Source organism: Streptococcus thoraltensis DSM 12221, assembly GCF_000380145.1.
Classification (GTDB): domain Bacteria; phylum Bacillota; class Bacilli; order Lactobacillales; family Streptococcaceae; genus Streptococcus; species Streptococcus thoraltensis.
Map to the genome: position 1 here is coordinate 86827 of NZ_KB904598.1, position 26262 is coordinate 113088.

At 40.7% G+C, this 26262-nt stretch carries 22 protein-coding genes; 7 read left to right on the plus strand and 15 right to left on the minus strand.

All coding sequences use genetic code 11. The features are described from left to right. Positions 1-3 precede the first annotated feature (3 nt). Entirely contained in the window at positions 4-705 is a 702-nt protein-coding gene (locus A3IA_RS0105485) for an ABC transporter ATP-binding protein (RefSeq protein ID WP_018380319.1), read from the minus strand. A 131-nt stretch (positions 706-836) separates the two neighbouring features. Between A3IA_RS0105485 and A3IA_RS0105490 the strand changes: the two genes are divergently transcribed. Next, the gene (locus A3IA_RS0105490) at positions 837-1403 is read left to right on the plus strand and encodes a TetR/AcrR family transcriptional regulator (RefSeq protein WP_018380320.1); all 567 of its coding nucleotides are present in this window, start codon (positions 837-839) and stop codon (positions 1401-1403) included. Positions 1404-1561: 158 nt separating this feature from the next. Here the strand turns inward: A3IA_RS0105490 and A3IA_RS0105495 are convergent, their stop codons facing one another. Both A3IA_RS0105495 and A3IA_RS0105500 read right to left on the minus strand, forming a co-directional pair. Continuing rightward, positions 1562-2725 (minus strand): NAD(P)-dependent malic enzyme, encoded by a 1164-nt coding sequence (locus A3IA_RS0105495; protein WP_018380321.1) that lies wholly within the window; start codon positions 2723-2725, stop codon positions 1562-1564. Between the two features lie 29 nt (positions 2726-2754). Further along, positions 2755-4032, minus strand: a complete 1278-nt coding sequence (locus A3IA_RS0105500; RefSeq protein ID WP_407832390.1) for a 2-hydroxycarboxylate transporter family protein — start codon at positions 4030-4032, stop codon at positions 2755-2757. Between the two features lie 224 nt (positions 4033-4256). Between A3IA_RS0105500 and A3IA_RS0105505 the strand changes: the two genes are divergently transcribed. Together A3IA_RS0105505 and A3IA_RS0105510 are read left to right on the plus strand one after the other, a co-directional pair. Beyond that, complete coding sequence (locus A3IA_RS0105505) at positions 4257-5768, plus strand: Spo0B domain-containing protein (protein ID WP_018380323.1); 1512 nt, start codon at positions 4257-4259, stop codon at positions 5766-5768. Positions 5769-5780: 12 nt separating this feature from the next. Then, entirely contained in the window at positions 5781-6467 is a 687-nt protein-coding gene (locus tag A3IA_RS0105510) for a response regulator (RefSeq protein WP_018380324.1), read from the plus strand. 317 nt (positions 6468-6784) lie between these two features. Here the strand turns inward: A3IA_RS0105510 and A3IA_RS0105515 are convergent, their stop codons facing one another. From A3IA_RS0105515 to A3IA_RS0105555, 9 genes are all read right to left on the minus strand, one after another. Then, a complete protein-coding gene (locus A3IA_RS0105515) occupies positions 6785-8173 on the minus strand; it encodes an oxaloacetate decarboxylase subunit alpha (RefSeq protein ID WP_018380325.1) in 1389 nt (462 codons plus the stop codon). A 77-nt stretch (positions 8174-8250) separates the two neighbouring features. Further along, the gene (citX, locus tag A3IA_RS0105520; protein WP_018380326.1) at positions 8251-8802 is read right to left on the minus strand and encodes a citrate lyase holo-[acyl-carrier protein] synthase; all 552 of its coding nucleotides are present in this window, start codon (positions 8800-8802) and stop codon (positions 8251-8253) included. Beyond that, positions 8795-10330 (minus strand): citrate lyase subunit alpha, encoded by a 1536-nt coding sequence (gene citF / locus A3IA_RS0105525; protein ID WP_018380327.1) that lies wholly within the window; start codon positions 10328-10330, stop codon positions 8795-8797. The genes citX and citF overlap by 8 nt, the downstream gene beginning before the upstream one ends. A gap of 1 nt (position 10331) precedes the next feature. Then, complete coding sequence (citE, locus tag A3IA_RS0105530) at positions 10332-11219, minus strand: citrate (pro-3S)-lyase subunit beta (protein WP_018380328.1); 888 nt, start codon at positions 11217-11219, stop codon at positions 10332-10334. Next, the gene (gene citD / locus A3IA_RS0105535; RefSeq protein ID WP_018380329.1) at positions 11207-11515 is read right to left on the minus strand and encodes a citrate lyase acyl carrier protein; all 309 of its coding nucleotides are present in this window, start codon (positions 11513-11515) and stop codon (positions 11207-11209) included. The genes citE and citD overlap by 13 nt, the downstream gene beginning before the upstream one ends. 23 nt (positions 11516-11538) lie before the next feature. Beyond that, complete coding sequence (locus A3IA_RS13245) at positions 11539-11676, minus strand: OadG-related small transporter subunit (protein WP_018380330.1); 138 nt, start codon at positions 11674-11676, stop codon at positions 11539-11541. Between the two features lie 20 nt (positions 11677-11696). Then, complete coding sequence (locus A3IA_RS0105545; RefSeq protein WP_018380331.1) at positions 11697-12818, minus strand: sodium ion-translocating decarboxylase subunit beta; 1122 nt, start codon at positions 12816-12818, stop codon at positions 11697-11699. Between the two features lie 30 nt (positions 12819-12848). Then, entirely contained in the window at positions 12849-13256 is a 408-nt protein-coding gene (locus tag A3IA_RS0105550) for an acetyl-CoA carboxylase biotin carboxyl carrier protein subunit (protein WP_018380332.1), read from the minus strand. An 18-nt stretch (positions 13257-13274) separates the two neighbouring features. After that, on the minus strand, positions 13275-13604 hold the full coding sequence (locus tag A3IA_RS0105555; protein ID WP_018380333.1) for a hypothetical protein: 330 nt from the start codon (positions 13602-13604) through the stop codon (positions 13275-13277). 290 nt (positions 13605-13894) lie between these two features. On the opposite strand from A3IA_RS0105555, the gene A3IA_RS0105560 reads away from it, so the two are divergent. From A3IA_RS0105560 to citG, 3 genes are all read left to right on the plus strand, one after another. After that, positions 13895-15298, plus strand: a complete 1404-nt coding sequence (locus A3IA_RS0105560; protein WP_018380334.1) for a CitMHS family transporter — start codon at positions 13895-13897, stop codon at positions 15296-15298. 140 nt (positions 15299-15438) lie between these two features. Then, on the plus strand, positions 15439-16134 hold the full coding sequence (locus tag A3IA_RS0105565; RefSeq protein WP_018380335.1) for a GntR family transcriptional regulator: 696 nt from the start codon (positions 15439-15441) through the stop codon (positions 16132-16134). After that, entirely contained in the window at positions 16127-17014 is an 888-nt protein-coding gene (gene citG / locus A3IA_RS0105570) for a triphosphoribosyl-dephospho-CoA synthase CitG (RefSeq protein WP_018380336.1), read from the plus strand. The genes A3IA_RS0105565 and citG overlap by 8 nt, the downstream gene beginning before the upstream one ends. Positions 17015-17406: 392 nt before the next feature. Here citG and A3IA_RS0105575 read toward each other — a convergent pair whose 3' ends face one another. The 3 genes from A3IA_RS0105575 to A3IA_RS0105590 form a co-directional block, all read right to left on the minus strand. After that, the gene (locus A3IA_RS0105575) at positions 17407-21633 is read right to left on the minus strand and encodes a pullulanase (protein WP_018380337.1); all 4227 of its coding nucleotides are present in this window, start codon (positions 21631-21633) and stop codon (positions 17407-17409) included. A gap of 184 nt (positions 21634-21817) precedes the next feature. Further along, complete coding sequence (gene add / locus A3IA_RS0105580; RefSeq protein WP_018380338.1) at positions 21818-22831, minus strand: adenosine deaminase; 1014 nt, start codon at positions 22829-22831, stop codon at positions 21818-21820. Between the two features lie 912 nt (positions 22832-23743). After that, a complete protein-coding gene (locus tag A3IA_RS0105590; RefSeq protein WP_026217571.1) occupies positions 23744-24811 on the minus strand; it encodes an AbrB family transcriptional regulator in 1068 nt (355 codons plus the stop codon). A 170-nt stretch (positions 24812-24981) separates the two neighbouring features. On the opposite strand from A3IA_RS0105590, the gene citC reads away from it, so the two are divergent. Beyond that, entirely contained in the window at positions 24982-26034 is a 1053-nt protein-coding gene (citC, locus tag A3IA_RS0105595; RefSeq protein WP_018380341.1) for a [citrate (pro-3S)-lyase] ligase, read from the plus strand. The last annotated feature ends 228 nt before the right edge of the window (positions 26035-26262 follow it).

Here is a 26262-nt window from a genome sequence, read left to right on the forward strand (position 1 = left end):
CTCCTAGTATTCCAAGGTCGCAATGTCTTGCGGATTTTCGTTGATGTCAACGCTTGTCACGCTGGCATCATGCATGCGAATGACCTTATCAGCGATTGGTGCTAGAGCTGCATTGTGGGTGACGATAACCACTGTCGCTCCTTTTTCGCGCGACATGTTTTGAAGGATTTTTAAAACCTGTTTTCCTGTATTATAATCCAGAGCCCCTGTTGGCTCATCGCAGAGTAGGAGTTTGGGATTTTTTGCAAGAGCACGCGCAATAGACACGCGCTGCTGCTCACCGCCAGACAGCTGGGCTGGGAAATTATCCATACGATTAGAAAGCCCTACATCAGCCAAAGTCTTTTCAACATCCAGAGCATCCGGCACAATCTCAGAAGCCAGTTCTACATTTTCTTTGGCAGTTAAGTTGGGAACCAAATTATAAAACTGAAAAACAAAGCCAACGTCATTGCGGCGATAAGCGGTCAACTCCTTGTCAGAATAACCAGAAATATCCTTACCATCAATCAGCACATGACCCTCATCATTGGTATCCATGCCACCTAGGATATTTAAAACAGTTGATTTTCCAGCACCAGATGCTCCAAGGATAATGACTAACTCTCCTTTGTCAATATCAAAGCTCACATCGCGATTGGCAACAATTTCGGTACTCCCTGTTTGATAACGTTTATAGGAGTTTTTCATTTGAATATAAGACATGTTAACCTCCCAATCTTTTTCTCTTAAATCATCAACGTGTTGATTTAAACTTGCTGATATTATATAATGTCAGCAAGAAATCTTCAAGAACAAAAATCAACAAAGTGTTGATTTAAGAAAAAGGATAGACTATGCAAAAACGTCAGACAGAAACTAAAGGCTACATCAAAACAGCTCTAATCATCTTGCTTAAAGAAAAGCGCTTTGAGGATATTAGCATTTCAGACATCACACGAAGAGCAGGAATCAATCGTGGCACCTTCTACCTCCATTATAAAGACAAGTATGACATGATGAGCCAATTTAAAGAAGAAATGCTGGCTGACCTCTATACCATCTTAAACAAGGGAAATATTGAGACTGACATCAATACTATTTTGATTAATACCTTTTCTTATGTGAAAGATAATTTTGAGTACATAGAAGCCATCTCAACCATCTCTTTTATCAACTTCTCCAAAACCATCAAGAACTTTGTGCTTGATTTTCTATTAGAATTTCCCAAAGCCAAAACAACCGTTGCCAATCATTACGGTGTTCCTTATGAATACGCCATTCAGGTCTATTTAGCCAGTATTGAAAGCCTTATTTCCTATTGGGTTGCAACAGGCGGCAAGGAAAGCCCAGCTGAGATGGCTGACATCATCTCCAAAGTCTTAAAAATTGACGAAAGCATCAGCCAAAACTCAAAAGAATGAACCGCCACACGGCAGTTCATTCTTTTTGTATAGTCTTTTGAATTAAGGTTGAGACACCGTCACTTTCGACTTGCCCTACTCAAGTGCTGCCCGCGTCTCAGTTCTTTGTCTCAAAGTTAATTCATTTGACTATATTTCCTCACTTTTATACAAATGAATTAATCTTTTACAGCATCTCTAACACTTTGTGCCACAACCTTTGCGACCCCTTCTTGGAAGGCATCTGGAATGATATTGGTTGGACTTAATTCACTGTCAGGAATTAGAGCGGCGATACCTTTAGCAGCTGCTACCTGCATCTCTACGGTAATGGTCTTAGCGCGCGCATCCAATGCACCTCTGAAAATACCCGGAAAGGCTAAAACATTATTAATTTGATTTGGAAAATCACTACGTCCGGTACCAACAATGTAAGCACCTGCTTCTAAGGCTTCATCAGGATAGATTTCTGGTGTCGGATTAGCCATGGCAAAAATAACCGGTTTTTCAGCCATCTTGGAAATCCATTCTGCATGTAGGGCACCCGGTGCTGATACCCCTACAAAAATATCCGCACCTTCAAGGGCATCTTCAAGACTTCCTGATTTGAACTCTCGGTTGGTCACTTTGGCAATATCTAGATGATGTGGTTCCAATTTTTCAGCATCTTTTTCATTAATAATACCAAATTTATCAACAACTGTGACATCAGTAGCACCAGCTGCCAACAGTTTTCTTGTGATGGATAGACCGGCAGAACCACCACCGTTGACAACCACCTTGACATCTGCTAAAGCCTTACCAATCAATTTTAAACTGTTAAAGATGGCTGCTAGAACAACAATGGCTGTTCCGTGTTGATCGTCATGAAAGACTGGAATATCACACTCTTTGATTAGACGTTGTTCAATTTCAAAGCATCGTGGTGCTGATATATCTTCAAGGTTAACACCACCAAAGGTTGGCGAGATGGCTTTCACAATGTTTATGATTTCTTCTGTATCATTAGTATTTAAAACAATTGGTACGGCATCAACGTCTGCAAATCGTTTGAACAGGGCTGCCTTTCCTTCCATGACAGGCATGGCTGCTTCTGCACCAATATTCCCCAATCCTAGTACCGCAGAGCCGTCACTAACTACTGCTACTGTATTTTTCTTAGTTGTTAACTCATAAGCCAAGCTCACATCCTCAGCAACCGCTGACGATACTGAGGCAACTCCTGGTGTATAGGCGATGCTTAAATCTTTACGATTATTAACATCAACTTTTGAGATTACCTCAAGTTTACCACCGTTTTTACGAGCTTGTTCAATAGCTAATTGCCCTACATTTTCTGACATAATATCGTCTCCTTCTTGTTTTTTTTAGTTTAAAAAATCATTCGTAAAATAGCTGTCATCGTAATTACTGTAATAGCACCACCCAAACGTGTTGCAACTTGTGCAAAGGGCATGAGATTCATGCGATCAGCTGTACTTAGAATAGCCACATCACCTGTACCCCCCATACCGCTCTGACAAGATGAAATAATCGCTGCTTCAACAGGATGCATATTTAAGAAACGAGCAACAAAGAACCCTACCGATACAACGGTGAAAACCACGCTGATAACAATAATGAAGTATTGAATGCTCAAGGTAGCAACCACATCCTTCAAAGGAATGTAAAGTAGTCCTAAACCTGCCATCAAAGGGAAAGTGAAGTTCCCTGAAATAAATTTATACAGTTGTTTGGAGCCATTTTGTGTTTCTTGTGGAATAACATTGATATATTTCAAAGCTGCTGCTAAGAGAATCATTAACACTGGTCCTGGGAATCCAGTCAACTTTTGTAATAGGCCACCAGTGATAAAGAGAGTACATGCTGTTAAAACACCAGCTCCCATTTTTTTCACATCTAAAGGTCCTGACTTGTCCTCTAAAATATCGGACAGATCATCACCCTTATTGATTTTAACCAATTGCCCTTGACCAGACAATTCCGGACGTTTCTCACCAAGACGGCTCAGTAAGGCTGTACATAAAATGGCAAAGAAGTTTCCAATGATTGTTGCCGGAATAAGCTGCGCCACCAACTGCTCACTTGATATACCCGTAATAGCACTGTAACCGATAGACAATGGTAAAATACCTTCACCGATTCCTCCTGCAAGGACAGGGGTTACAATAAAGAACAAGGTTTCTTTCCAATCACGTCCTAGTAACACGCCTACTAAAGTACCAACTGCCATAGCACAAACCATTCCTAATATCATGGGAATAATCATTCTAAAAAGTCCTTGAATAAGCATCTTTCTATTCATCCCTAGAATACTACCTGCAACCAAACAAGCAATATAAAAATATAAGAAATTAGCTTGCTTCATCAGAATATCCGCAGACTCTAGAACATTTTCATTAACCAGATTGAAAAACACCAAAACAGACGGTACTAGTAATGACAAAATGGCAGGTCCCCCAAAGTTTTTTAAGCCAGGAATACTACCTCCAATTGTTCCCAGTAACCACCCGAGTGTCAAAATGACGGCGAAACCACCTAGCATGTTAACGGGTAACTGTTGCCAATAAGCAGCAGCCATAACAACAAGTGATAAACTGATATAAACGGGCAAAGGAACCGAACCCACTTGAAATTCTTTCCAAGACACCCTGTTTGGTTGATCTTTATTTTCAGCTTTTGACTGACTTGTGACTTTCATTTCTGCCATGAAAAGTGCCTCCTTTTGCTTTGTTGACTCTAGTTTAAAGTAAACGCTTTCTAAAGTAACTATTTTTAAATTACTTTAAGTTCTTTAAGTAATTAATTTTTTTAACTAATTTAAACTAGCCTTCGATTTTCAAGATATGTTATACTCAAAGAGGAGGCGTTTGCATGAAAAAGTCACTTTCTCTTTGGGCTCTACTGACCCTCGTTCTCATTATTACTTCAAGTATCGCTATTTCTTTTTTCTATATGAGTAGCCTCAATCAATCCTACCAGTCCATTCAAGAACATGAAAAGACATTGTTGAAATCTACCGCTCAATTTTTAAGAGACGAACCCCAAATTAACGATGCACTCAGAGCCAAAAAAAGCAATCCGCAACTGCAAACCTTTGTTCAAAGAATGACCAGACAGTTCCATCTCGACTATGTTGTTTTGATGGATATGAATGGTATTCGCCTGACACATCCCAATCCTTCAAAAATTGGAAAACATTTTAAAGGTGGCGATGAAAACCAAGTCTTTCACGGTAAGGAATCCTTTTCTACTGCCAGAGGAACACTTGGACAGTCGTTGCGCTATTTTGCACCTGTCTTTGACGATAAAGAGCAACAGATTGGTGCCATAGCTGTTGGAATTAAATTAACAACACTTGAAGAATTATCAAAAAAACAAGCAAATACCTACGGAAAAGTGCTTATCATTAATATCGCTACCAGTTTAGCAATAACAGCTATACTGGCATTACTGTTGAAAAAAGAGCTTCACGATTTAGAACCTAGGGAGATTTTTCAACTGTTAGAAGAACGAAATGCCATGTTAGATAATACGCAGGCTGCCGTACTTGTTCTTAATAATCAACATGAGATAAAACACTTTAATTATGCAGCAGCATCCCTTTTTGAAGCTCTAAAACAGCCTTCAACAGATGCCAAAAAAATCATTGACCTACTCCCTTATCTGGAAAATAAACAGTTTGAAACCTCAGACGAACAACTTCTGCGTTTTCAGGGAAAGGATTACCTGCTTACCATTTCACCAATCATTGTTAAAAACCACCAGAGAGGACATATTGTTTTTCTGAAAGATGCTAGTAAGACACTGTTTACTCAAAATCAATTAGAGACAACCACAGCCTATGCTAAAGCGTTACAAGCACAAAATCATCATTTCATGAATCAATTGCACGTTATCTATGGTTTACTTGATACCCAGTATTATGACGAACTAAAATTTTATCTCTATCAACTGCTAGAACCCGGGCAAGATACCTTGAGTCAGCTTTCGCTTTTAATCAAGGACCCACTTTTAGCCAGCTTTTTTGTAGGAGAAAAGGAAAAGTTCTCTGAAGAACAGATTGTTTTAAATATCACAATACTAGATGACATTGAAGCCTTTTCAAATGAAACCTATCTGAATAATTTCATGATGATTCAGCATTACATCCATAACCGTCTCATCTCTCACTACGGTTCAGAATACTTGAATTTAGAAGTTCTCATAGAAGGGGATAAGATTATCTCAGAATTAACCCTCCCTATAAGAACAGGCACACACGTTGATTTAGAAACGATTTTCAACACACCCTACTTCCATCAACTCATTCAAGATTCCAAAGCAACGTTTCAGATTAATCATGACAAAGATAAATCACAACTTATTTTTATCAGCCCTTATTAGAGAGGATTTTCCATGAATGTCTTAATAATTGAAGATGACCCCATGGTCGAGTTTATTCACAGGCATTATCTTGAACAAACGACCTATTTTGAAACGATTTTCTCTGCCAATACTGTTGAGGAAGGCTCCCTTATATTAAATGAAAATTCTATCGACTTAATACTGCTTGATATTCATTTAAAGACTGGCAATGGCTTAACCTTTTTAAAGGAAGTTCGAACCAATTCTCTTGAGTCTGAAGTCATTATCATTTCAGCAGCAAAGGAGGCTCGATCCGTCAAAGAAGGTTTTCACTTGGGGATACTCGACTATCTCATAAAACCCTTTAGCTATGAGAGATTTGAAGAAAGTATTCAACGTTTTCTAGAACGCAAGAACATTTTTAATAACAGTGAATTCCAGCAAACAACTATTGACCATCTTAACCAAGCCACCATCTCCCAACCAAATACCTCCAAAACAGTCACCCTAGATGAAAAAGGCTTATCCCAAGCAACTTATCAGCATGTCTTAGATACCATTACCACCTTTAATCGGGCATTTACCATTCAAGAATTAACTGATAAAAGTAACCTATCCCATGTCTCTATCCGTAAATACATCAACTTTATGGAAGAAAATAACATTCTTACCAGCCAACAGATATACACTAAGATTGGAAGACCTTATAAAAAATACCTCCTTAATACAGTCAAATGAAGTAACTTTCAGATAAGAACTAAGATGCGGACAGTATTTGACACTCTTCCAAAATCAAAAGCAGGCCTTGTTGACTTGATTTGAGGAACACCAGTTCTATCTGCTATCTGTGTCGCTTAGTCTACTTTTGATGTTCATTGCGTATGAGTAGGGCAAGTCGAAAATGATGATGTAGCAAAGATAATTCAAAAAACTATAAAACTAAAAAACCTCTATAATCTCCACAGTGGCATTACCCACTACAGAAATTATAGAGCCTAAAAAATGAACCGCTGCACGACGGTTCATTTTTTGATAGACAGTTTTTTATGATATGTTTAAATGTCAATGCTAACATTAACGGTTTGCACCGGCACGTCATAGAAGGGATCCTCGCGGCGTCCAAGGAAATCACGTGCTTGTTGAGGGAAGGAAGCATAGCTAAGCACATCTTCTTCACTCTTAGCGTATTCAGCAATCTCCTCGCGAAGAGCTGGCAATTGTGGCTCAAGAAGATCGGCTGGACGAATCGTTATCACTTCTTCATCGCCAATAATTAGCTCTTTAATCCCATCAGCTAAAGGAGCTGGTGACTGTCCATAAAGCCCACGCACATAGTCCTTGATTTCATTTGGAATGACCTTGTAACGCTCGCCTGAGATGACATTCATGAGGGATTGCGTACCAACCATTTGTGACAATGGCGTAACCAAAGGAGGATAACCAAGATCTGCCCGCACACGGGGAACTTCCGCTAGAACTTCCTCATACTTATCTTCTAAACCTTGATCTTTCAATTGGCTAAGGAGGTTGGAGAGCATTCCTCCAGGCACTTGATAAATCAAAGTTTTAGGCTCAACATCCTTAACCTTAGGATTGAGGATACCTTCTAAACGGTAGTGATCACGCACCTTGTTAAAATGCTCTGCCACTTCTTCCACTTTCTTAAGGTCAATACCCGTGTCAAATCCTAGCTCTTCAAGAGCCACAACCATTGATTCGGTTGCAGGTTGACTCGTTCCACCTGCAAAGGATGAAACTGCCGTATCAATAATATCAGCACCCGCTTCAGCTACCTTAAGATAGGTCATTTCAGAAATTCCGCTGGTCGCATGAGTGTGCACTTCTAAAGGCAAATCAACAGCTTCTTTGATGCGTTTCACCAAGTCATAACCGGTTTGAGGAGTTAAAACACCCGCCATATCCTTGATACAAATGGAATCCGCACCAATCTCAGCATAACGTTTGGTCAAATCCACAAAGTAATCCACTGTGTGAACAGGACTGGTGGTATATGAAATAGCAACTTGTGCGTGTCCACCAGCTTCTTTAGTGGCACGAACTGCCGTTAGGAGGTTACGAGGGTCATTCAAGGCATCAAAGATGCGGACAATATCAATTCCGTTTTCCACAGATTTTTGAATGAAACTAATGACCACGTCATCGGCATAGTTACGATAACCCAGCAAGTTTTGCCCACGAAGGAGCATTTGTAATTTTGTATTTTTTACAGCTTTACGAATGGTACGTAGTCTTTCCCAAGGGTCTTCGTTAAGGTAGCGCAAACACGAATCAAAGGTTGCCCCTCCCCACATCTCAAGAGCATGGTAACCAGCTTGATCTAATTGTTCAAGTACTGGTAACATCTCTTCAGTGGTCATTCGTGTTGCGATTTGACTTTGCTGACCATCTCGTAAAACCGTTTCGGTAATACGAATTTTTGTCATCTTATTCTCCATTATTTCCTAAATCGTGACTAGTTTAACTAGTTGATTAGCTTGATTTGTCTCTTAAGTTTTAAGGTCTAGTGACTTTTGACACATGCCTTATCAATCATTTTACTAATGACTGCTTGCATTTGCTCAATACTGTGTTTTCGAGAACGCCCACATTCTTTGGCGATTTCAGAGCAAATAAAACACTTACGAGGGGCTTTGTTTAATTCCGTTCGGCTGATAGGACTTAAGAGCCCAGTTTCAACTTTCCGTAAAACGTCCAGATCCATTAGGCGCCCCAAATCACTAGCTTCCTCAATAGTAATCAACGCTTTTTTGAGTTCAAGAGCCGGCAAGCTCGACATCATGTAATATTCCCAGCCTGTTTTTGGGGTTATCTTTTTATCAAAGATAATCTCGTCAGATAATTTCTCTTTGATCAGGTCGATGATACTATCAAAGGCTTGACCTAGTTTTTCTGACGTCTTTACAGGGCCTGGGATATTCATGGTTGCACAGAGTAGACTAGCTTGTGGACATTTTTCCATGAGCGCTTGTTGTCTAAAACTGCGTGCTTCCCTAGCTTCTAGCATGTCATCTAGGCTAACTGACGGTCCTTGAAATACAGATTCTTTAGACATTTTTAACCACGTCAATCAAGCTGCCATCGCGGTATTCAATGAGGGCGACAACCTTGTCACCATATTGGATTGGTTCAGGATTGCCAACGACCGCGTAGGCTTTTTCTTTAAGTTCTTCAATCGTAAATTGTGGCACTTTCAAATCTTTAAAGTGTTCCACCAAGTCAGGGCGATTTGGGTTAATCGCGACACCAACTTCTGTTACGACAACATCAACACTGGTACCAGGCGTGATGACTGTATTAACCTTATCCACAAAGGTAGGAATGCGTCCACGAATAAGAGGTGAAATCACAAGGCTCATCTTAGCGGCAAAAGCGGTGTCACAGTGACCGCCTGAAGCCCCACGAATAACCCCATCAGACCCCGTCATAACATTAACATTAAAGTCTGTATCGACTTCAAGAGCAGATAGAATACAAGTATCCAGTTGGTTAATGGCAGAACCCTTGCTAAGTGGTGAAGCGTACATATTGGCATCGATTTCCAAGTGTTTGCCAGCATTGCGGTCAAGAGATAGAGCGGATGGATGGTCAAAGTCTTGAACGTCAATGATTTTTTCAACCAAGCCTTCTTCCAAAAGTTCCACCATGGCATTGGTGATACCACCAAGCGCAAAGCTAGCTTTAATATCTTTGTCAATCATGGCTTCTCGAATGAAACGGCTAACAGCAAGTGATGCTCCGCCAGTACCTGTTTGGAATGAAAAGCCTTCCTTAAAGTAAGGAGAGTTGGTAATGACCTTAGCTGCATATTCTGCGATCAAGAGTTCTTTAGGGTTTTTAGTGAAACGAGTAGCTCCTTTTGCAATACCATCTGGATCACCAATAGCATCAACTTCAACCACGTAATCAACATCCGTTTGCGGAATTGAGATTGGGGTATTTGGATATGATACCAAAGTATCGGTAATGATAACTACTTGATCTGCATACTTAGCATCAATCATGGCATAGCCGAGGGAACCACAGGTGGCTTTTCCTTTTGTTCCATTTGCATTTCCATAAACATCTGATGACGGTGCTCCCAGAAAGGCTACATCAATGTGAATATCACCTGAAGCGATAGCACGCGCACGTCCACCGTGAGAACGGATAACCACAGGATTTTCCATGATTCCTTCTGAAATAGCTGCTCCCACCTTGTCACGCAAACCTGATGACGTGATGTTTGTCACGACACCGTTTTTAATGTGTTCAATCAGAGGTTCATGGACGTTGGCAATGGAACTTGGAGCAATAGAGAGATTTTTAATACCAGCTTTTGCAATCTCATCTAATACCATGTTCATGACATAATCCCCTTCACGAAAATGGTGATGGAAAGAAATAGTCATGCCGTCTTTCAAACCTGTTTTTTCAATAGCTTCTCGAATTGAGCTAAGCAGCTTGTTATCCCCTGGTTTTACTGGTTTAATCTTGCGGCTTGATTCTTGGTAGTCTTTGATATGTGCCAATTCTCCTTCAAAAACACCGTATTGATCAGCGTATTCTTGAGGAATGTCTCGGCCTAGTGTGTTTGTCACCATCTTAAATATCCTCCTCAGTCAAAACTCCTGCTGCTTTCGCTAGCATAATCACACGTTCTGCGCGTTCTACGATTGGCTTATCAATCATCTTACCATTGAGCGCAATAACACCTGAACCCTTGCTTTCCGCCTCACGGATCGCCCATTTGACTTGTTTAGCGTTTTCGATTTCCTTTTCAGTTGGGGTGTAAATCTCATTTGCCAACGGGATTTGACGAGGGTTAATCACAGACTTACCATCAAAACCAAGTTGTTTAATCAAGCGAACTTCATTTTGGAAACCTTCCGTGTTATTAACATCTGAGTAAACCGTATCAAGCGCTGCGATACCAGCTGCACGAGCAGCATGTAAAATCATGCTACGGGCAAAAAAGAGTTCTTGACCATCTGGATAGCGACGGGTTTTCATGTTGGTCACATAGTCCTCAGCACCAAGGGCGATCCCAATCAAACGATTTGAAGCCTTAGCAATCTCACGAGCATTGAGAACACCTTCAGCAGATTCAATCGCAGCCATCATACGAGTGCGACCAACTTCAATGCCATATTCTCGCTCCACACGCTCTATTTCAGCTTCCACATCAATAATATCTTGGGCTGTTTCTGTTTTGGGTAAACGAATGACATCTACACCTGCTGTTACAACAGCTTCAATATCTAAAGCACCACAAGTATCTAAACCATTCACACGAACAACTGTTTCAACATTACTATAATCAAACGTTTTAAGCGCAAAATGAACAAGAGCTCGTGAAGTATCTTTTTCTTTTAAGGATACCGAGTCCTCTAGGTCAAACATAATCGAGTCAGCCCCGTACAAAGGCGCATCGCGAAGCATTCCAGCATTGGCACCAGGGACAAACATCATTGTTCTTCTTAAACGTTCCATGAGTCAATCTCCTTCCAATTATAAGTTTCAATGCCTGCTGCACGGTGTGCTGCTGCGATTGTACGAGCTTGGATAGTGCAATCAAGAGCCCCCTTATCCACAGCTTCTACCTTGGCAGATGTCACACCAAGATTTTTTAGAGTCTCTTCAATGACACGACGAATTTGTGTACCAAATTGTTTTTCAACACTACTATCCAGAGAAATTGAAATACCATCAACTTCACTTGGAGATAGGGTTAGCATAATGTCGCTTGATTCTAATGAACCAGCAACTGCTGTTTGCTTAATTTCCATGATTCACCTCAATCTTACTCTTTTCAATCGGATGGGAACAATTTAATCAAAACTTCCGCTGAAATATAAAGAATTCCCAAAACAACAAAAATTCCAAACATACCCAAGCCCATCAGTTCAAAGGCTTGGAGCAAGTGTTCCGTATTTACGATAGTTATCATGATTTCCTCTTTTCTATACTCTAGCTAAAGAAGGCAAGGAGCAAACCGCCCGCAATAACCGAAGCAATCTGACCTGACACATTGGCACCAACAGCGTACATCAAGATAAAGTTTTGAGGGTCTTCATCTGTCGCCATTTTTTGAATAACACGACTTGACATCGGAAAGGCTGAGATACCAGCTGCACCAATCATTGGATTGATTTTTTCTTTACGGAAAATATTCAAAATCTTAGCAAAAACAACGCCACCGATAGAGTCCATAATGAAAGCAACCAAACCAAAGACGATGATTAAAAGTGTTTGCACGTTCAAGAACAAGTCCGCTTGCATCTTCACTGAAATGGTCAAACCAAGTAAGATAGAAACGATATTAACCAATTCATTTTGAGCTGTTTGTGACAAGCGATCCAAGACACCACACTCACGAAGAAGGTTACCAAACATTAGGAAACCAACCAAAGGAAGGGAAATCGGAGCGATAAATCCTGCAACAATGGTAATCACAATTGGAAAGAGGATTTTCGTCATTTTAGAAACGCTCTCTGCTTTATAAGTCATGCGAATTTGGCGCTCTTTTTTAGTGGTTACCAATTTAATCGCAAATGGTTGGATAATTGGTACCAAAGCCATGTAAGAATAAGCCGCCACCGTGATTGGCCCTAGAAGTTTCGGCGCCAACTGGTTGGCAACAAAGATGGAAGTCGGCCCATCTGCCGCACCGATAATACCAATTGAAGCTGCTTCTTTAATGTCAAATCCTGCTAAAACAGCAACGACAACAACGAAGAAAATACCAAACTGAGCTGCCGCTCCAAAAAGCAACATAAATGGGTTTTGAAGGAGAGGCCCAAAATCAATCATGGCTCCAATACCGATAAAGATAAGCAGTGGGAAAAGCTCTGTTCCAATACCAATATTGAAGAGAACATCGAAGACCCCTTCTTGCTCAACCCCATTGACAACCTGCGTTAGAACCCCAGTTCCTGGGAAGTTAACTAAGATTGTACCAAGTCCCATAGGGACAAGAAGGGTTGGCTCATACTCTTTTTTGATTCCCAAATACATCAAGGTTGCTCCGATAAGCATCATGACAATTTGCGAAATCGTGATGGACGTAATGCCAGCAATTAATGTTTCCATTAAGTCAATTCCTTTCTCTAATACGTGTGATTAATTAATCGTAATCAAGCCATCACCTGGATTAACAGTTTGTCCTGGTGTCACATGAATAGCTGAAACAGTACCTGCAGATGAAGCCACAATTTCATTTTCCATCTTCATCGCTTCAAGGATCATGAGAGGTTGGTTTTCAGAAACGGTATCGCCTACATTTACCAAAACTTTAAGGATAGTTCCCGGCATTGGCGCTGATAGGGCATCTGCTCCTGCGGGTGCAGAAGGTGCTGCAGCGGGGGCTGGTGCTGGCTCTACTGGTGCTTCTACAACTGGAGCTTGTGGAGCTGAAGGTTGAGGCTGTGCTGATGGTAGCTGAGCGGCAGGAGCTGGTGTACCACCAATTTCTTCCATTTCAACGAGGTATTCTTTTCCATCTACAGAAATTTTGAATTTACGTAACATTATTTTCTCCTTATTATCTTATTTTTTACGTTTGATTGATTTAACAACAAACTGGCTGTCTGGGTAATCACCTGCGGCAATACTTGAAGCAATCAAAGAGACGGTCAAACTTTCTGGATTACGTTTTAAAATACGTTTCACTGAAAATTGACTTTCTGGATAATCACCCGCTGCAATGCTTGAGGCAATGACACTCACCAATTGAAAGTCTTCTGAAGTAGCTGGGATATATGCTGGCACATCTTCCCATTCCTCCATAACTGTGTGGCTACGATTGCTTTCCATCGCCTTTGAATCATCTTCATAAGATGCCTTAGGCTTTGAAAATAACCGTTTAAATATCCCCATAGGTTCTCCTTTCTAAACTTATAGGATTCAAAAAGTTTGTTTAAAAATAAATTTTTTTAAACGTTCTAAAATTATTATATAACATGATTTTTCTTTTGACTGGCTTTTTTGTGTTTTTTTGAAAAAACGTTTCCAAATGCTAACAAAAACATTTTCAAGGTGTTTTTTTTGTGTTTTTATCGCAAATCAGGCTTTAAAAATCAAACGCTTTCAATTATACTTGGGATATAAAGTCATTTTGTTATATATTAGCTAAATATAATAATTATAAAATTTAAGGAGAAAAAGCTATGCTTCTTACCATATTAGCTTATGCTATGATTGTCGTCTTCATGTTCGTAGTCATGAAGAAAAAAATGTCGCCTCTGACATCCCTGGTTATTGTTCCATTAGTTTTCACAATAATCGCTATCTACACTGGTGCTGCTGACTTTGGTTTAGATGCCAGTTTCGCAGAATTCTTGGGAGACAATAAACTTTCAAACAACCTAACAGCTGTTGGTCCAATGGTCATGTACGGTATCAATGGTACTGCAAAAACAGGTATCATGCTCCTCTTTGCCATTTTATACTTCTCAATCATGCTTGATGCCGGTCTTTTCGATCCAATTACTGAGAAAATGATTCGCTTCGCTAAAGGCGATCCGATGAAAGTCTTGATGGCTACAGCCATTGTATCTGCTGCTGTTTCACTTAATGGTGATGGAACAACAACAACCCTTATCGTTGTATCTGCTTTCTTACCCATCTACAAAAAACTCAATATGAATGTCATGAACCTTGGTGTTTTGATTATCCTTCAAAATACCATCATGAACCTACTTCCTTGGGGTGGTCCAACAGCGCGTGCCATGTCCGTACTGGGCGTTGGTGCTGAAATCCTTGGTTACCTAGCTCCTGGTATGATCCTTTCTGTTCTTTATGTCATCTTCATCGTTGCGCGTAGTATGGGTAAAAAAGAACGCAAACGCCTCGGTGTTAAGGAATTATCAGAATCTGAACTTCGTAAATTAACAGATATCACAGATCCAGATACTATCGCTATTCGTCGTCCACAAAACTTCCTTTTTAACGGCATTTTGACTATCGTTTTAATCGCTTGGTTGGTTGCTGGATCATTCGTTGATGCCATCAAAGTCGAACCACTTCTTCTTTTCGCAGTGGGAACATGTATTGCCCTCATGTTTAACTATCCAAAACTAAAAGACCAATCCAAACGTATCGGTGACAATGCTGATAACGCCGTTCAAGTGGTTATCTTGGTCTTTGCAGCTGGTGTCTTCATGGGACTCTTCCAAGGTTCAGGTATGGCTGGTGCTCTTGCTCAAAGTTTTGCAACCATCATTCCTAAACAACTCGCTGGCTTCTGGGGAATCATCATCGCCCTCATCTCTGCACCAGGTACTTTCTTCCTCTCAAACGACGGCTTCTACTACGGTATCATGCCAGTCTTGGCTCAAGCTGGCTCTCAGTATGGATTTGACAACATGTCAATGGCTCTTGCTTCCCTCATGGGACAAGCCTTCCACTTGCTCAGCCCACTTGTTGCCTTCATCTACCTTCTCCTTCGCCTAACAGGATTGGATATGGGTGAGTGGCAAAAAACCTCCGCTAAATATGCACTTATCATCTTCATCATTTTCATCGTAACTGTTGTCTTGATGGGACGTATGCCAATTTACCTACCTCAGTAAGATAAAAATGCATTATTATATCAAAAAGGATTGGACATTAGTCTAATCCTTCTCATTTTTAAAAAAATACCTTACTTTCAAGCTGGTATTCATTTTTAAAACGTTTTCCGTTATAATAGTGATAATAGAAAGGTTATGATATGAATCCAATTATTGAATCAGTAAAAGCGAACCTTGATCTCAATCAAAATTTACCCCTCAAACAGTTATTCTACCAAGCGCTCCGCAAAACTATCATTTTACGGGAAATTCCAGCTGGAAGCCGAATCAACGAAAAAGAATTCTCACTTGAATTAAACATTAGCCGAACACCAATTCGCTATGCACTAGCCCAACTTTTAGAAGAAAAATTGGTCGAACACATTCCAAAAAAAGGGATTATCGTCAAAGGTGTCACCATTGAAGACGCTATGGAAATCTTCGAAATCCGAAAGTCTTTAGATACCTTGGCAAGCATAACAGCTATGAAAAAAATGTCCCCAGACGACTTTGATGATATGAAAGCCATCTTGACAGAATGCGAAACCTTTATTGTTGATGGTGATGTTGAGCAGATTTTAGATAATTTCAACCAGTTCAACAACTGTATCTACGAAAAAAGTCGCATGGTTCGTTTAAGAGAAATCGTCAGCGAACTTCAAACCTATCTGACCTATTTTAGGGAAATTTCAATCTCATCACTGGAACGTCGTCAGCTCGCGCTGAGCGAACACTGGGATATTTATCATTACATGAAAGAACAAAACGCTGAAAAAGTTACCGAAATTACACATCAGCACCTCAACCGCTCACTAACCTTTATCCTAAAAGAGATGGATGCTCAGCCACATGACTAAAAAACTCATAGCTAGCATTAGCCAAGCCGCTCTCAAATCACTTCTTTACGAAGTCTCACTTAGCCCCAAACCAGGTCTGGTTGATCGCTTTGACGATGGCGCCCATAAGGACATGACCTTTCAAACCTTTATTGACAGCGCTCTTGTTCTGGCACCATTCTTTGAAACTTATTTATCTATAGGATTTGATACCATCGCCCAGCCCTCTCAAGAAGTATTTAAACAATTGAGACAAAAGGGGATTGTAGCTGAAAAAGCCATGTTTACAGTAACAAAGGGCATAAACACTCATAAAGGGGTTAATTTTTCTCTGGCGGTCATTCTGGGAGCAACGGGCAGATGGCTAGCTCAAAATAAGATAAACCGAGACAGAAGTTATCGCTTTTCTCCAGAAGATAGCCTTGCTATATGCCAAGTCGCTTCTGAACTTTGTTCAGAAGTTTTAGCCATGGATTTAAATGATTTAGAAACTAAAGAAAACTTAAGCTACGGCGAAAGACTTTATCTTGATTATGGCATAACGGGTCCACGTGGCGAAGCCAGTGCAGGCTTTCCCAGCATCACTCAAAAAGCCATTCCTTATTTCAGAGAAACTCTTAAAAATAAAAGTCATCAAGAAAGTGCGCAATTGCAGCTGCTCCTTTATTTGATGACTTTTGTCGAAGACGGCAATCTCATTCACAGAGGTGGAATTGAAGCATGGCAAAAGGTTAAAAAAGAAGCTGCGCAACTTCTTAAACAGAATTTATCTGAAGCATCTTTAAAAAAAGCCATGTCAGACTATAATCGCATCCTAGTTAGTCGGCATTTAAGCCCAGGTGGTTCTGCCGACCTTCTCGCCCTGACCTTATTCTTTGCTTTTCTTGAAGAACTTATCTAAAAAAATATCTGTATAAAAGCCTGACACAAAAGATAAAAAACGAACAAAATAGCATTCTGTCCAACAGAAGAACTATCTTGTTCGCTTTTTTATAGTCTTATCAACTTCATAGAGCTAACTATAGTCTTTTGAATTAATACTCAATGACAATCAAAAGCAGGCTAACCGCCACTGATGCAGATAGAACTGGTGTTCATCAAAGCAAGTCAACAAGGTTTGCTTTTGGTTTTCGAAGAGTATAACTTTGATACATAGACATTTTCGACTTACCGTACTCAAGTACAGTCTGCGTCTTTTTCTGTTCCTTATTCTGAAAGTTAATTCATTTAACTATAGTAACGAATTTCTAAAGTGATATTTTTTTTGTTCCAGACTCTTTTAGCAAGAGCGCATTACTCGCTCTTTTTGTTTTTTCTAACAATGGCTAGTCCTGCTACGAGCGTTAAAATACCTGACCAGAAGCCTGTCGTTGAAGACTCACTACCTGTTTTTGGTAAGTCTTTCTGACTCTTTCTGTCTGTCAATTCAGTCTTAGCCTGAGACGGTGACTGGTCACTCACTTTTAGTGCCTCTGAGCCTTTGGAATCCTGAATAGAACTTTGTGGCAGTGTTTTTTGAGTATCTGTCTTCGGAGTAAGTGTGACAGGGACGACTAACTCATCCCTACTCTTATCCGGGTAGGTTACTATAACTGAAATGTCATACTCACCTGCTCGAGTTGGCAACGCCATACCTGGGGCAAGCTGAACTGTTCCTTGACCAATTCCTGCCACTGCTCCTATAACATCTAACTCGCTTAACTCACCTTCTGGTTTCCTTACATGAGAAACAATCGGTGTGATCTTTTCCGCATCTGTTTGCGATTTTGATTGCGAATCGTCTGGTGTGTCTGATGGTGCTGTAACTTCTTGGTAGACATAGGTCACAATCAGAGTAGTATTTCCTACCACATGACCAGACGTAGGCGCTGAGGTGGCTAAATGACTATATTCATCTACCTCTCCAACCTTGTAAGTCCCTGCTGGTGCCAACTTGTAAGTTTTGCCATCGTAGCCCACAATCGTCTGAGTTTTGTGTTCAGATTCCTCCGCATTATAGGCAGTATCGACTGTTGCATTATAGTGAACAAGGGCATTGTCTTTCAATATGCGGTCGTTGATATCACGGTATTCGATAATTACCGATCCTTTGACCATCTTGTCTCCGCTCGGCGGTGTCTGCGCATCTTCTTTGGCAATCCGTAAAACCGTTGCGGTCAGCGGCGCAAGGGTCAAGCCGTTGTCAGTGAGCTGAACACCATCTGGCGCTTGAATTGCTTCTGTACCTGCTTGTTTTCCGTCTGCTAGTACGGCTGCTGTCTTCAGAGATTGTTCAACTGTGAAATGGCGCTCCTTGGTATCAGCATTGACAAAGACCAAGTAGACATCGCCATTGCTTGCGACAGTCTGGTAGCCCAAAACAAGGTCTTCTTTTTCAACACCGTCCTTGCCTGCTCTTGTCAGCAAGGTCACGCGTTTGTCAACTTCCTCTTTCGATGGCAATTTGAAGGCATCTGTTGATTTCCGAAGGGCAATCAAGCCTGCCGTATAGGCACGGCTTTTTGCATGTTCAGGATAGGCTGCGCTGTCTGTCGCCTTGCTCCAGTCAAAATGATTGACCGCGTCACTCGAATCATAGGAATCATGGATAAAATAGGGATAATCAAACGGACTACCGTCTTCGTTGGTCAAAAGATGAGCCTTGTTTGGCACCTTCTCGTCTGAGACAGGCGTGCGATAGTCTGGATGGCGGAATTGCTTGGTTCGACCGTATTCTTGACCTGAATGGATAAATGGTGTTCCTTGAGAGGTCAAGACCATGAGATTCCCCAAACGGAGACGACGATGAATCTCCTTTTCATTTTCTAGTTTGGAAGGATCTTTTTTGATGGATTGGGCGATGATGTCAAACAAGGTCAGATTGTCATGAGCTGCGATATACTGGATCACATCACCTGGATCATCTGCTTCAAAGTTCGTTGGCTGCGCCTTAATATTACGGAAAACTTTTTCAAGATCCCGCTTACCATTTGTGATAAAGGCAGGCGTTCCTTCATTTGGATAACCTGATTTCAGCGTATTGCGAATGTCGTCTGAAAATACCGCCGCAGAATTGGTAGATTTCATCCAAGATTGATCCGCTGGCTGGACAGGCTTGTTTTCATCGCCCGAATAAGTCACCCAACCCTCGCCTAACATGATCAGATTTGGATTGAGCTTTTTCGCTTCATCGTAAGCCTTCTGAATGGTTTCGGCATCATGGTCCCCCATCAAGTCAAAGCGGAAGCCATCCACCTTGTATTCGTCAGTCAAGTACTTAATTGAGTCCACTAAAACGCGACGGCTCATGTAATGGGTCGTTCCCAAACGACCGCCACCGTAGCTGGTTCGCGGAGTACCGTCTGCGTCCATAAAGTGGTAATAATTCGGCTCTAAATCTTCAAAAATCGCTGTTTTAGCCGTATGGTTATAGACCACGTCCATAATCACACCCATACCGCGCTTGTGAATTTCATTGACTAGCTCTTTAAATTCTGCGATACGGGCAATCGGATTGGTCGGATTGCTTGAATACATACCTGTTAGGGCGAAATAATTCTGCGGGTCATAACCCCAGTTATAGTTGCTGTTGCTAGAAGCGTACTCGTCCAGCCGCTCTGCATTTTTGAGTTCATTGACATAGTAATAACTAAGGACAGGTAGCAACTGAATGTGGGTCACGCCCAACTCTTTTAGATAATCCAGTTTCTCCACAAAAGCTGAGAAGGTTCCAAACTGTGACTTCAAGTCATTTGCAATCGCCTGATCAGACGTAAAATCACGGACATGGGCTTCGTAAATCACCGCATCTTTCCGGTCTTTAAAGTTTGGAATGGTAGCATAGGCCAAGTCTTTTGGTCCGACTTCTGCTGGATCTACAAAGGCGGCCTTAGCAACCTTGTAAGACGGGTCTGTCTCTGCCAAATCGCTGTTCCAGGCAGCTAACGACTTGGCATACGGATCCAAGGTTAAGACAGACTGGTCGCCACGTTTGATTTCGTAATGGTAGTAATAACCACGGTAGTCCGTAATACCTAGACCACTATTTGTTGCCAAATCCGCATTCCAAGTGCCCTTGTCTCCCTTGACCATAGCCACTCTGCCGACAACCTTCCCTTGGTCTGCCTTATCATAAACCACTAGTGACACCTGATCTGCACTTGGTGACCACACGGTAACTGCCACTTTCTGACCATTTTCTGTCACACGGGCACCCAGCTCACCGTCATATTGATACAAACTATCTTTTAACTGCCAATTCATACCTGTCTTAAATTGCTCACTTCCATAAGCCACTGTATAAGGTGCATCCTCCTGTCCGAATTCTCCCTGAAGGATGACTTTTTTCGCACCTTCATCCAAGATAATATCCTTGATGGCTACAGGCTGATTGTCCTTATTTTTCACCTGTACATTCTTTAAAATATCTTCTTTTTTGAGATTTTCGAAGCTAGTAAAGGTCGTCTCGATTTCAGTCAGACTGATATGCTGCGCTCCAGTCATTCGGACATCGTTGACAAAATAAGGATTGGTATAAATCGTAGGATCGGCATCTCTCAAGAAAAGCTGGCGATGTTTTTTCAAATCTGTAAAATTGTAATCATTTGGCTGAATCTTTACATCATCGCCTGATTTACTCTCATCTAGCAATAAAAAGCCGATTGATTTAGCCAGATCAGTCAATTTGACATCAACATAAGCCCCATACTTGCCCTGCTTGGCAAAATCAAGTCCGTCAGGCCAGTCCGTCGTAGGCTGCTTTACATCTCCCCACAACCACAAAGACTTGCGGTCATAGTTCTTATCTGAACGCAGATAATTAATCCGCACCATGCCCTCAGCGATTGGCTCATAGGTATAAGAGTTATATTTTTCATCAAACCAGACCTCATTCATCTTGGGGCTAATGAGCTCAACACTCTTATCTCCTGTCAGATTTTCACCAGCCGTATTATTGATTAAAAGGCTAATTTTTTCTCGTTTTTCTGCAGACAGTGGCACATCTAAGTAATGCCCATAGTCATCCGTCCTAGCTTCTGAAAAACTGGTTGCTCCTGTTGGCCAAGAACCCTTTTGACTAGATGGTGTCTCCACATCATCCCATGTCCACAGACCAAGGCTGGCTGGATTGTCAGACGGTAGTTTCTTAAAGTGCATGCGAATAGAGCCTTCTTGAACTTCATTATCTGTTGCTAAAGCCGCCTCCTGAGGTGCAGGCGCTGGACTTACTGTATCAGCTGCTTCTTCTGACTGTGCCGACACTGTTTGATCAGAAGTGATGCTTCCACTCGTAGCAGTCTCCTCAGGCAGAGGCTCTGCCACCTCATTATTTCCTGTCTGATCTGCATTCTCTGCTGTATCTTCCGCAGATACCGAAGAATCTACTTGTAGATTGATGTTATCCATGGCAGGTTCTTCTGCTTGGACAACCTGCCCACCCAAGGCACAAAAACTGACCGACAAAAGAACGGAAGCGGTACCACATTTTAACGTCCGCAAGCCAAAATGCTGCCGTTCCTTACTAACTGTTTCTTGTTTCATTCAGAAACCTCCAAAAATAATATCTATGCAAGCGCTTGCTTTACCCGTCCATTATACTCTTTCTCTCACGTTATGTAAAGGCTTTCATGTATCTTTATAGATGTTTGTACTTGTAGCTATTTTTTACATATTTGATATAAAAACATCACGAGAAGATTAGCTCGTGATGTTCTGCTAGGCTGATTTAGTCTTGATAGGCTTGTTCCAATTTTTTCAAGAGCTCATCTTTTTCTTTTTCACTTGTAAAACTGGCTCGAATGGCGTTCTGGTTAAAATGATAGAAGTCCGCCTTGCTGGTTCCAAAGTGTTGGGCAAACAGGGCATATTCCTTAGTCAAATTGGTGTCTGATACCGTGCGATTATCCGTGTTAATCGTGATATTGGCACCCAAGTCATAGAGAGCCTGATAAGGAAAATCTGCCAGAGTTCGAGCTGCTCTTGTCTGTAAGTTACTGGTCAGACACATCTCAATCGTCGTACCAGATTGGACAACTTCTTCCATTGTTTTACGATCTTTCAGCAGAGCTGTACCATGACCAATCCGAGAAATACCGAGTTGGATGGCATGAGCGACATTGGCGACACAGCCACATTCTCCTGCGTGAAGGGTGAGGGGCAAGCCCAATGCTTGTGTTTCTTTGATTGCCCCTTCCAATGCCTTTGTCGGAAAATCTGCTTCATTTCCTGCAAAGTCAAATCCTACCAAACCCTTTTGAGCTAAACTTGCAACTTCTGCAAAAATGTCCTGAGTTTCTTCTCTTGGACTCTGCTTCAAGCCACAGACCAAGACTTTGGCGACAATTCCAAACTCAGCTTCTGCTTCCTTGATGCCTTCCAAAACTGCTTCAACCGTTTCCAAGGCAGTTAATCCTTGGTCCCTAGACAACTCTGGTGCAAAGCGAATTTCCATATAAAGGACATTTTCTTGTGCCGCTTGTGCTGCAACATCATAGGCAGCAAGTCGAAGAGTTTCCTTGGTCTGGAGCAAGGGACGAATAAAATCAAACACGGTCAAATAATCCAGCAAAGATTCTGTCTGCTCTGGCGCTGTCACTAGTGTCCTTAGTTCCTCATCATGAGAAGGCAATGAAATCTGTGCCATCCCTGCCAACTGTCGAATAGCTCCTAAAGATAAGGAACCATCCAAATGACAATGTAGCTCTGTTTTCGCTAATGTATGGAAAATTTTTTCTTGCATTTGTCACCTCTTCATTTGTTTGTTTTTTCCATCATACCATATTTAGATTAAATTTCAATAAAAAACATATAACAATAAAATATATTTCTATTTATTTTTTCTAATTTTAAAAATCGTTATGTTTACGCTATCATCTTTATATATTTTGATAGTTATGAGACTTTTTTTAATATTTAACAAAAAAGTTCTATTATTGATACTATTAAATTCCTAATCAATTAAACGAATTAAAACAAGGAGGATAAAAACTATGCTTCTTATCACAGAGCTATCCAATACCTACTACTGCATCATGAGAGATTAAGGTTTTTAGCTATTATTTGCGCTATAAACGGTTAAGAATCAATCCTTAGGATGCTTGATGAAGGGATTAAAAATACTAAAGTATTTAAAAACTGCAGAAAATCATTCAAAACTTACATGGGACTGGCTTAAGACTCTTCGACAATCACATTCAGAGCTTGTTGACTTATTTTGATGACCTTCAGTTTTATCTGCAGAGGCGCTGCCCAGTTTAATTTTGATTTTTATTGAATATGAGTACGGCAAGTCGAAAGTGACCATATACCAAAGTTAATTCAAAAGACTATATTTTAGTAAGAGCGTAATGAAGTAGGATTGATTCGAGAGACGATAGAGATGCTAGTATGTCGTTCTACTTTGACGATTTCCTTGGAATAATTGCAAGTGGTTCTGTTGACCTTCTCATCCTCACACTATTTTTTCCTTGAAAAACTGATGTAAAAACGGGGCTGGAACAAAAGGATTCTCATTTTATAAATTCTTTACGGTCTAGCTCTATGAAGTAGATAAGACTATAAAAAAAGCAAACAAAATAGTTTTTTTCTGTTGGACAGAATGCTATCTTGTTCGTTTTTTATCTCTTGTGTCGCACTTTTGCCCCTGACTCTTTTACATCATGATGTTAAGGATGACTTTAACAATTAGGGGCATGATAACTACCGTATACAGGGTGCGGCAAATTTGAATGGTCGCTATCTTAGGCATATCTCCGCCTAAATCACCAGCTAAGAGTGAAATATCTGTTGCACCTGCTGGGGAGGAAGCAAAGAGCGCCGACTGCACATCTAAAAGTCCTCTCCTAGCTATCCACCTACCAAAGAAAACATTGATTACTAAATAACTTCCTAGAAGTAACACAATTGGAATGACAAGCGTGCGCATGTGAAGAAGGCTGTCGTATGAAAAACTGGTTCCGATAAGAGAACCTGCAAAGACTTGTGCAGCGAAGCGATAAGTTCTAGGTAATTGTTTGGTATTTCGAGTAATTTTTAATGCTGACGATACAAGGACAGAACCAATCAAGGCTCCCACCGGTAAACCTAACCAGAGACCAAACAGTCCACCAAGCGTTGACACGGTCAAAATCAAGCCATCATTGTGCCAAAAATTTGCTTTCGTTACTTCTCTTTCCTTTTTGATAGAGCCTACTTGCGATGAATGAGCATTAAAAGAACCTGTCTTATCGCCAAATTGTTTTGTCCAGTAAGAAACCCACACTGGTAAAATGAGCATAATTCCAACAAAGCGAGCCGTTTGAAGAGTTGCCACAACATCAGGCTCCGCCCCCATATCAATGCTCATCAAGGACACATCCATGACCCCACCAGGAAGACAGCTCAAGAGGGCAGTTGCTGCATCGAAATTAAAAATCACCATCAAAAAGAAACCCACTGCAAGCATATTAAGGGTAAAGATAAACATTAGGGTGATAATCAATGGACTCAGTTTAGGCAAGATTTTAAGGTCACTTTTTGAAATATTTTGTCCAATATAAGCACCACTGACAATCTGAACAAGGACTTTAAAGCTGGAAGAAAGTTCTATATTGCCATATAAAATCGAAAAAATGGCTACTGAAAACATACTGCCTAGCATAAACGGTGCTGGAAAGCGCAGCATTTTCCCAATAAAACCTCCTAATAAGCCAATTAAAAGCGTCATCATCACTAACATCATCATATCTTCTTTCTAGACTACTTCTTTTATTTTATCACCTTTCATTTGCCATGACTTCTATTTTTATGTTACAAATTGTCTTTCTATTGTTTTTTAACATTAATCCTAAAAAGTTCCAGTGCTTGAAGTGTTATAATAAAGAAAAATGATTCGAGAAGTTAGGAGCACTGATGACCAATCATAAGATTTCCAGAATTTTTCCTTTTGACATCGCCAATATGAAAAAGGTGGAAGACCTTTTAATTAAGGAAGGCATTCGTCTTGATAAAAACCTAGACTACACCTGTGCCATTTTTGGTGAAGATAATCAAGTCATAGCAACGGGTTCTTATTTTGGCAACAGCCTACGTTGCCTTTGTGTTTCTAGCGATTATCAAGGAGAGGGATTGATGGGCAGTATCATAAGCCATCTGATTGAGGAGGAATATGCTATCGGCAACTTCCATCTCTTTGTCTACACCAAAACTTGCTCTGCCAAATTTTTCAAAGATTTAGGCTTTACCGAAATCGTCCGCATTGACAATAAGATTAGCTTTTTAGAAAATAAAAAAACAGGCTTCCAAGATTATGTAACCTCTTTGGAGAAACCTGCAGAACATTCTGATAAGATAGCTGCCCTAGTGATAAACGCTAACCCTTTTACACTCGGACATCAATATCTGGTTGAAAAAGCTGCCGCAGAAAACGATTTAGTCCACCTCTTCATGGTCAGTGAGGACAAAAGTCTTGTTCCCTTCTCAGCTCGTCACAAACTTATCACATCTGGACTGTCGCATTTGGATAATATCATTTTTCATGAAACTGGGCCTTATCTGATTAGTCAAGCTACTTTTCCAAGCTATTTCCAAAAAGAAGAAAGTCAAGTGATTCAAAGTCAATCCTTATTAGACACAGAGATCTTTTTAAAAATTGCTAAAGAATTAGGCATCACTAGACGCTACGTGGGTGAGGAACCCAACAGCCAAGTCACAGCTATTTACAATGAGATTATGAAAGAGCAATTAGCACAAAATCAAATTGACCTCCTTATTGTGCCACGAAAAATGACAAATAATCAGGAGCATCTCATTAGCGCTTCAACTGCTCGGCTAGCCATCAAAGAAAACAATTGGGAGCTATTAGAAACACTTGTCCCAAAAACCACTCTTGAGTTCTTTCAATCCGAAGAATCAAAGTCCATTATCGATAAGATAAAAAAAGCAAATAATGTCGTGCATTACTAAATAAGCCTCTATCATTTCTGCAGTGGGTCACACAACTGCAGGGGTTATGGGGCTTTTCAGCGTGTAAAAAGTTCCATACTATAATCAAATGAATTAGCTTTCAGAACAAGGAACGGAAGGAGCGGACAGTACTTTAGTAAGGTAAGTCGAAAGTGACGATGTATCAAAGTTAATTCAAAAGCCTATATAGTCAAATGAATTAACTTTCAGAACAAGGAACGAAAGACG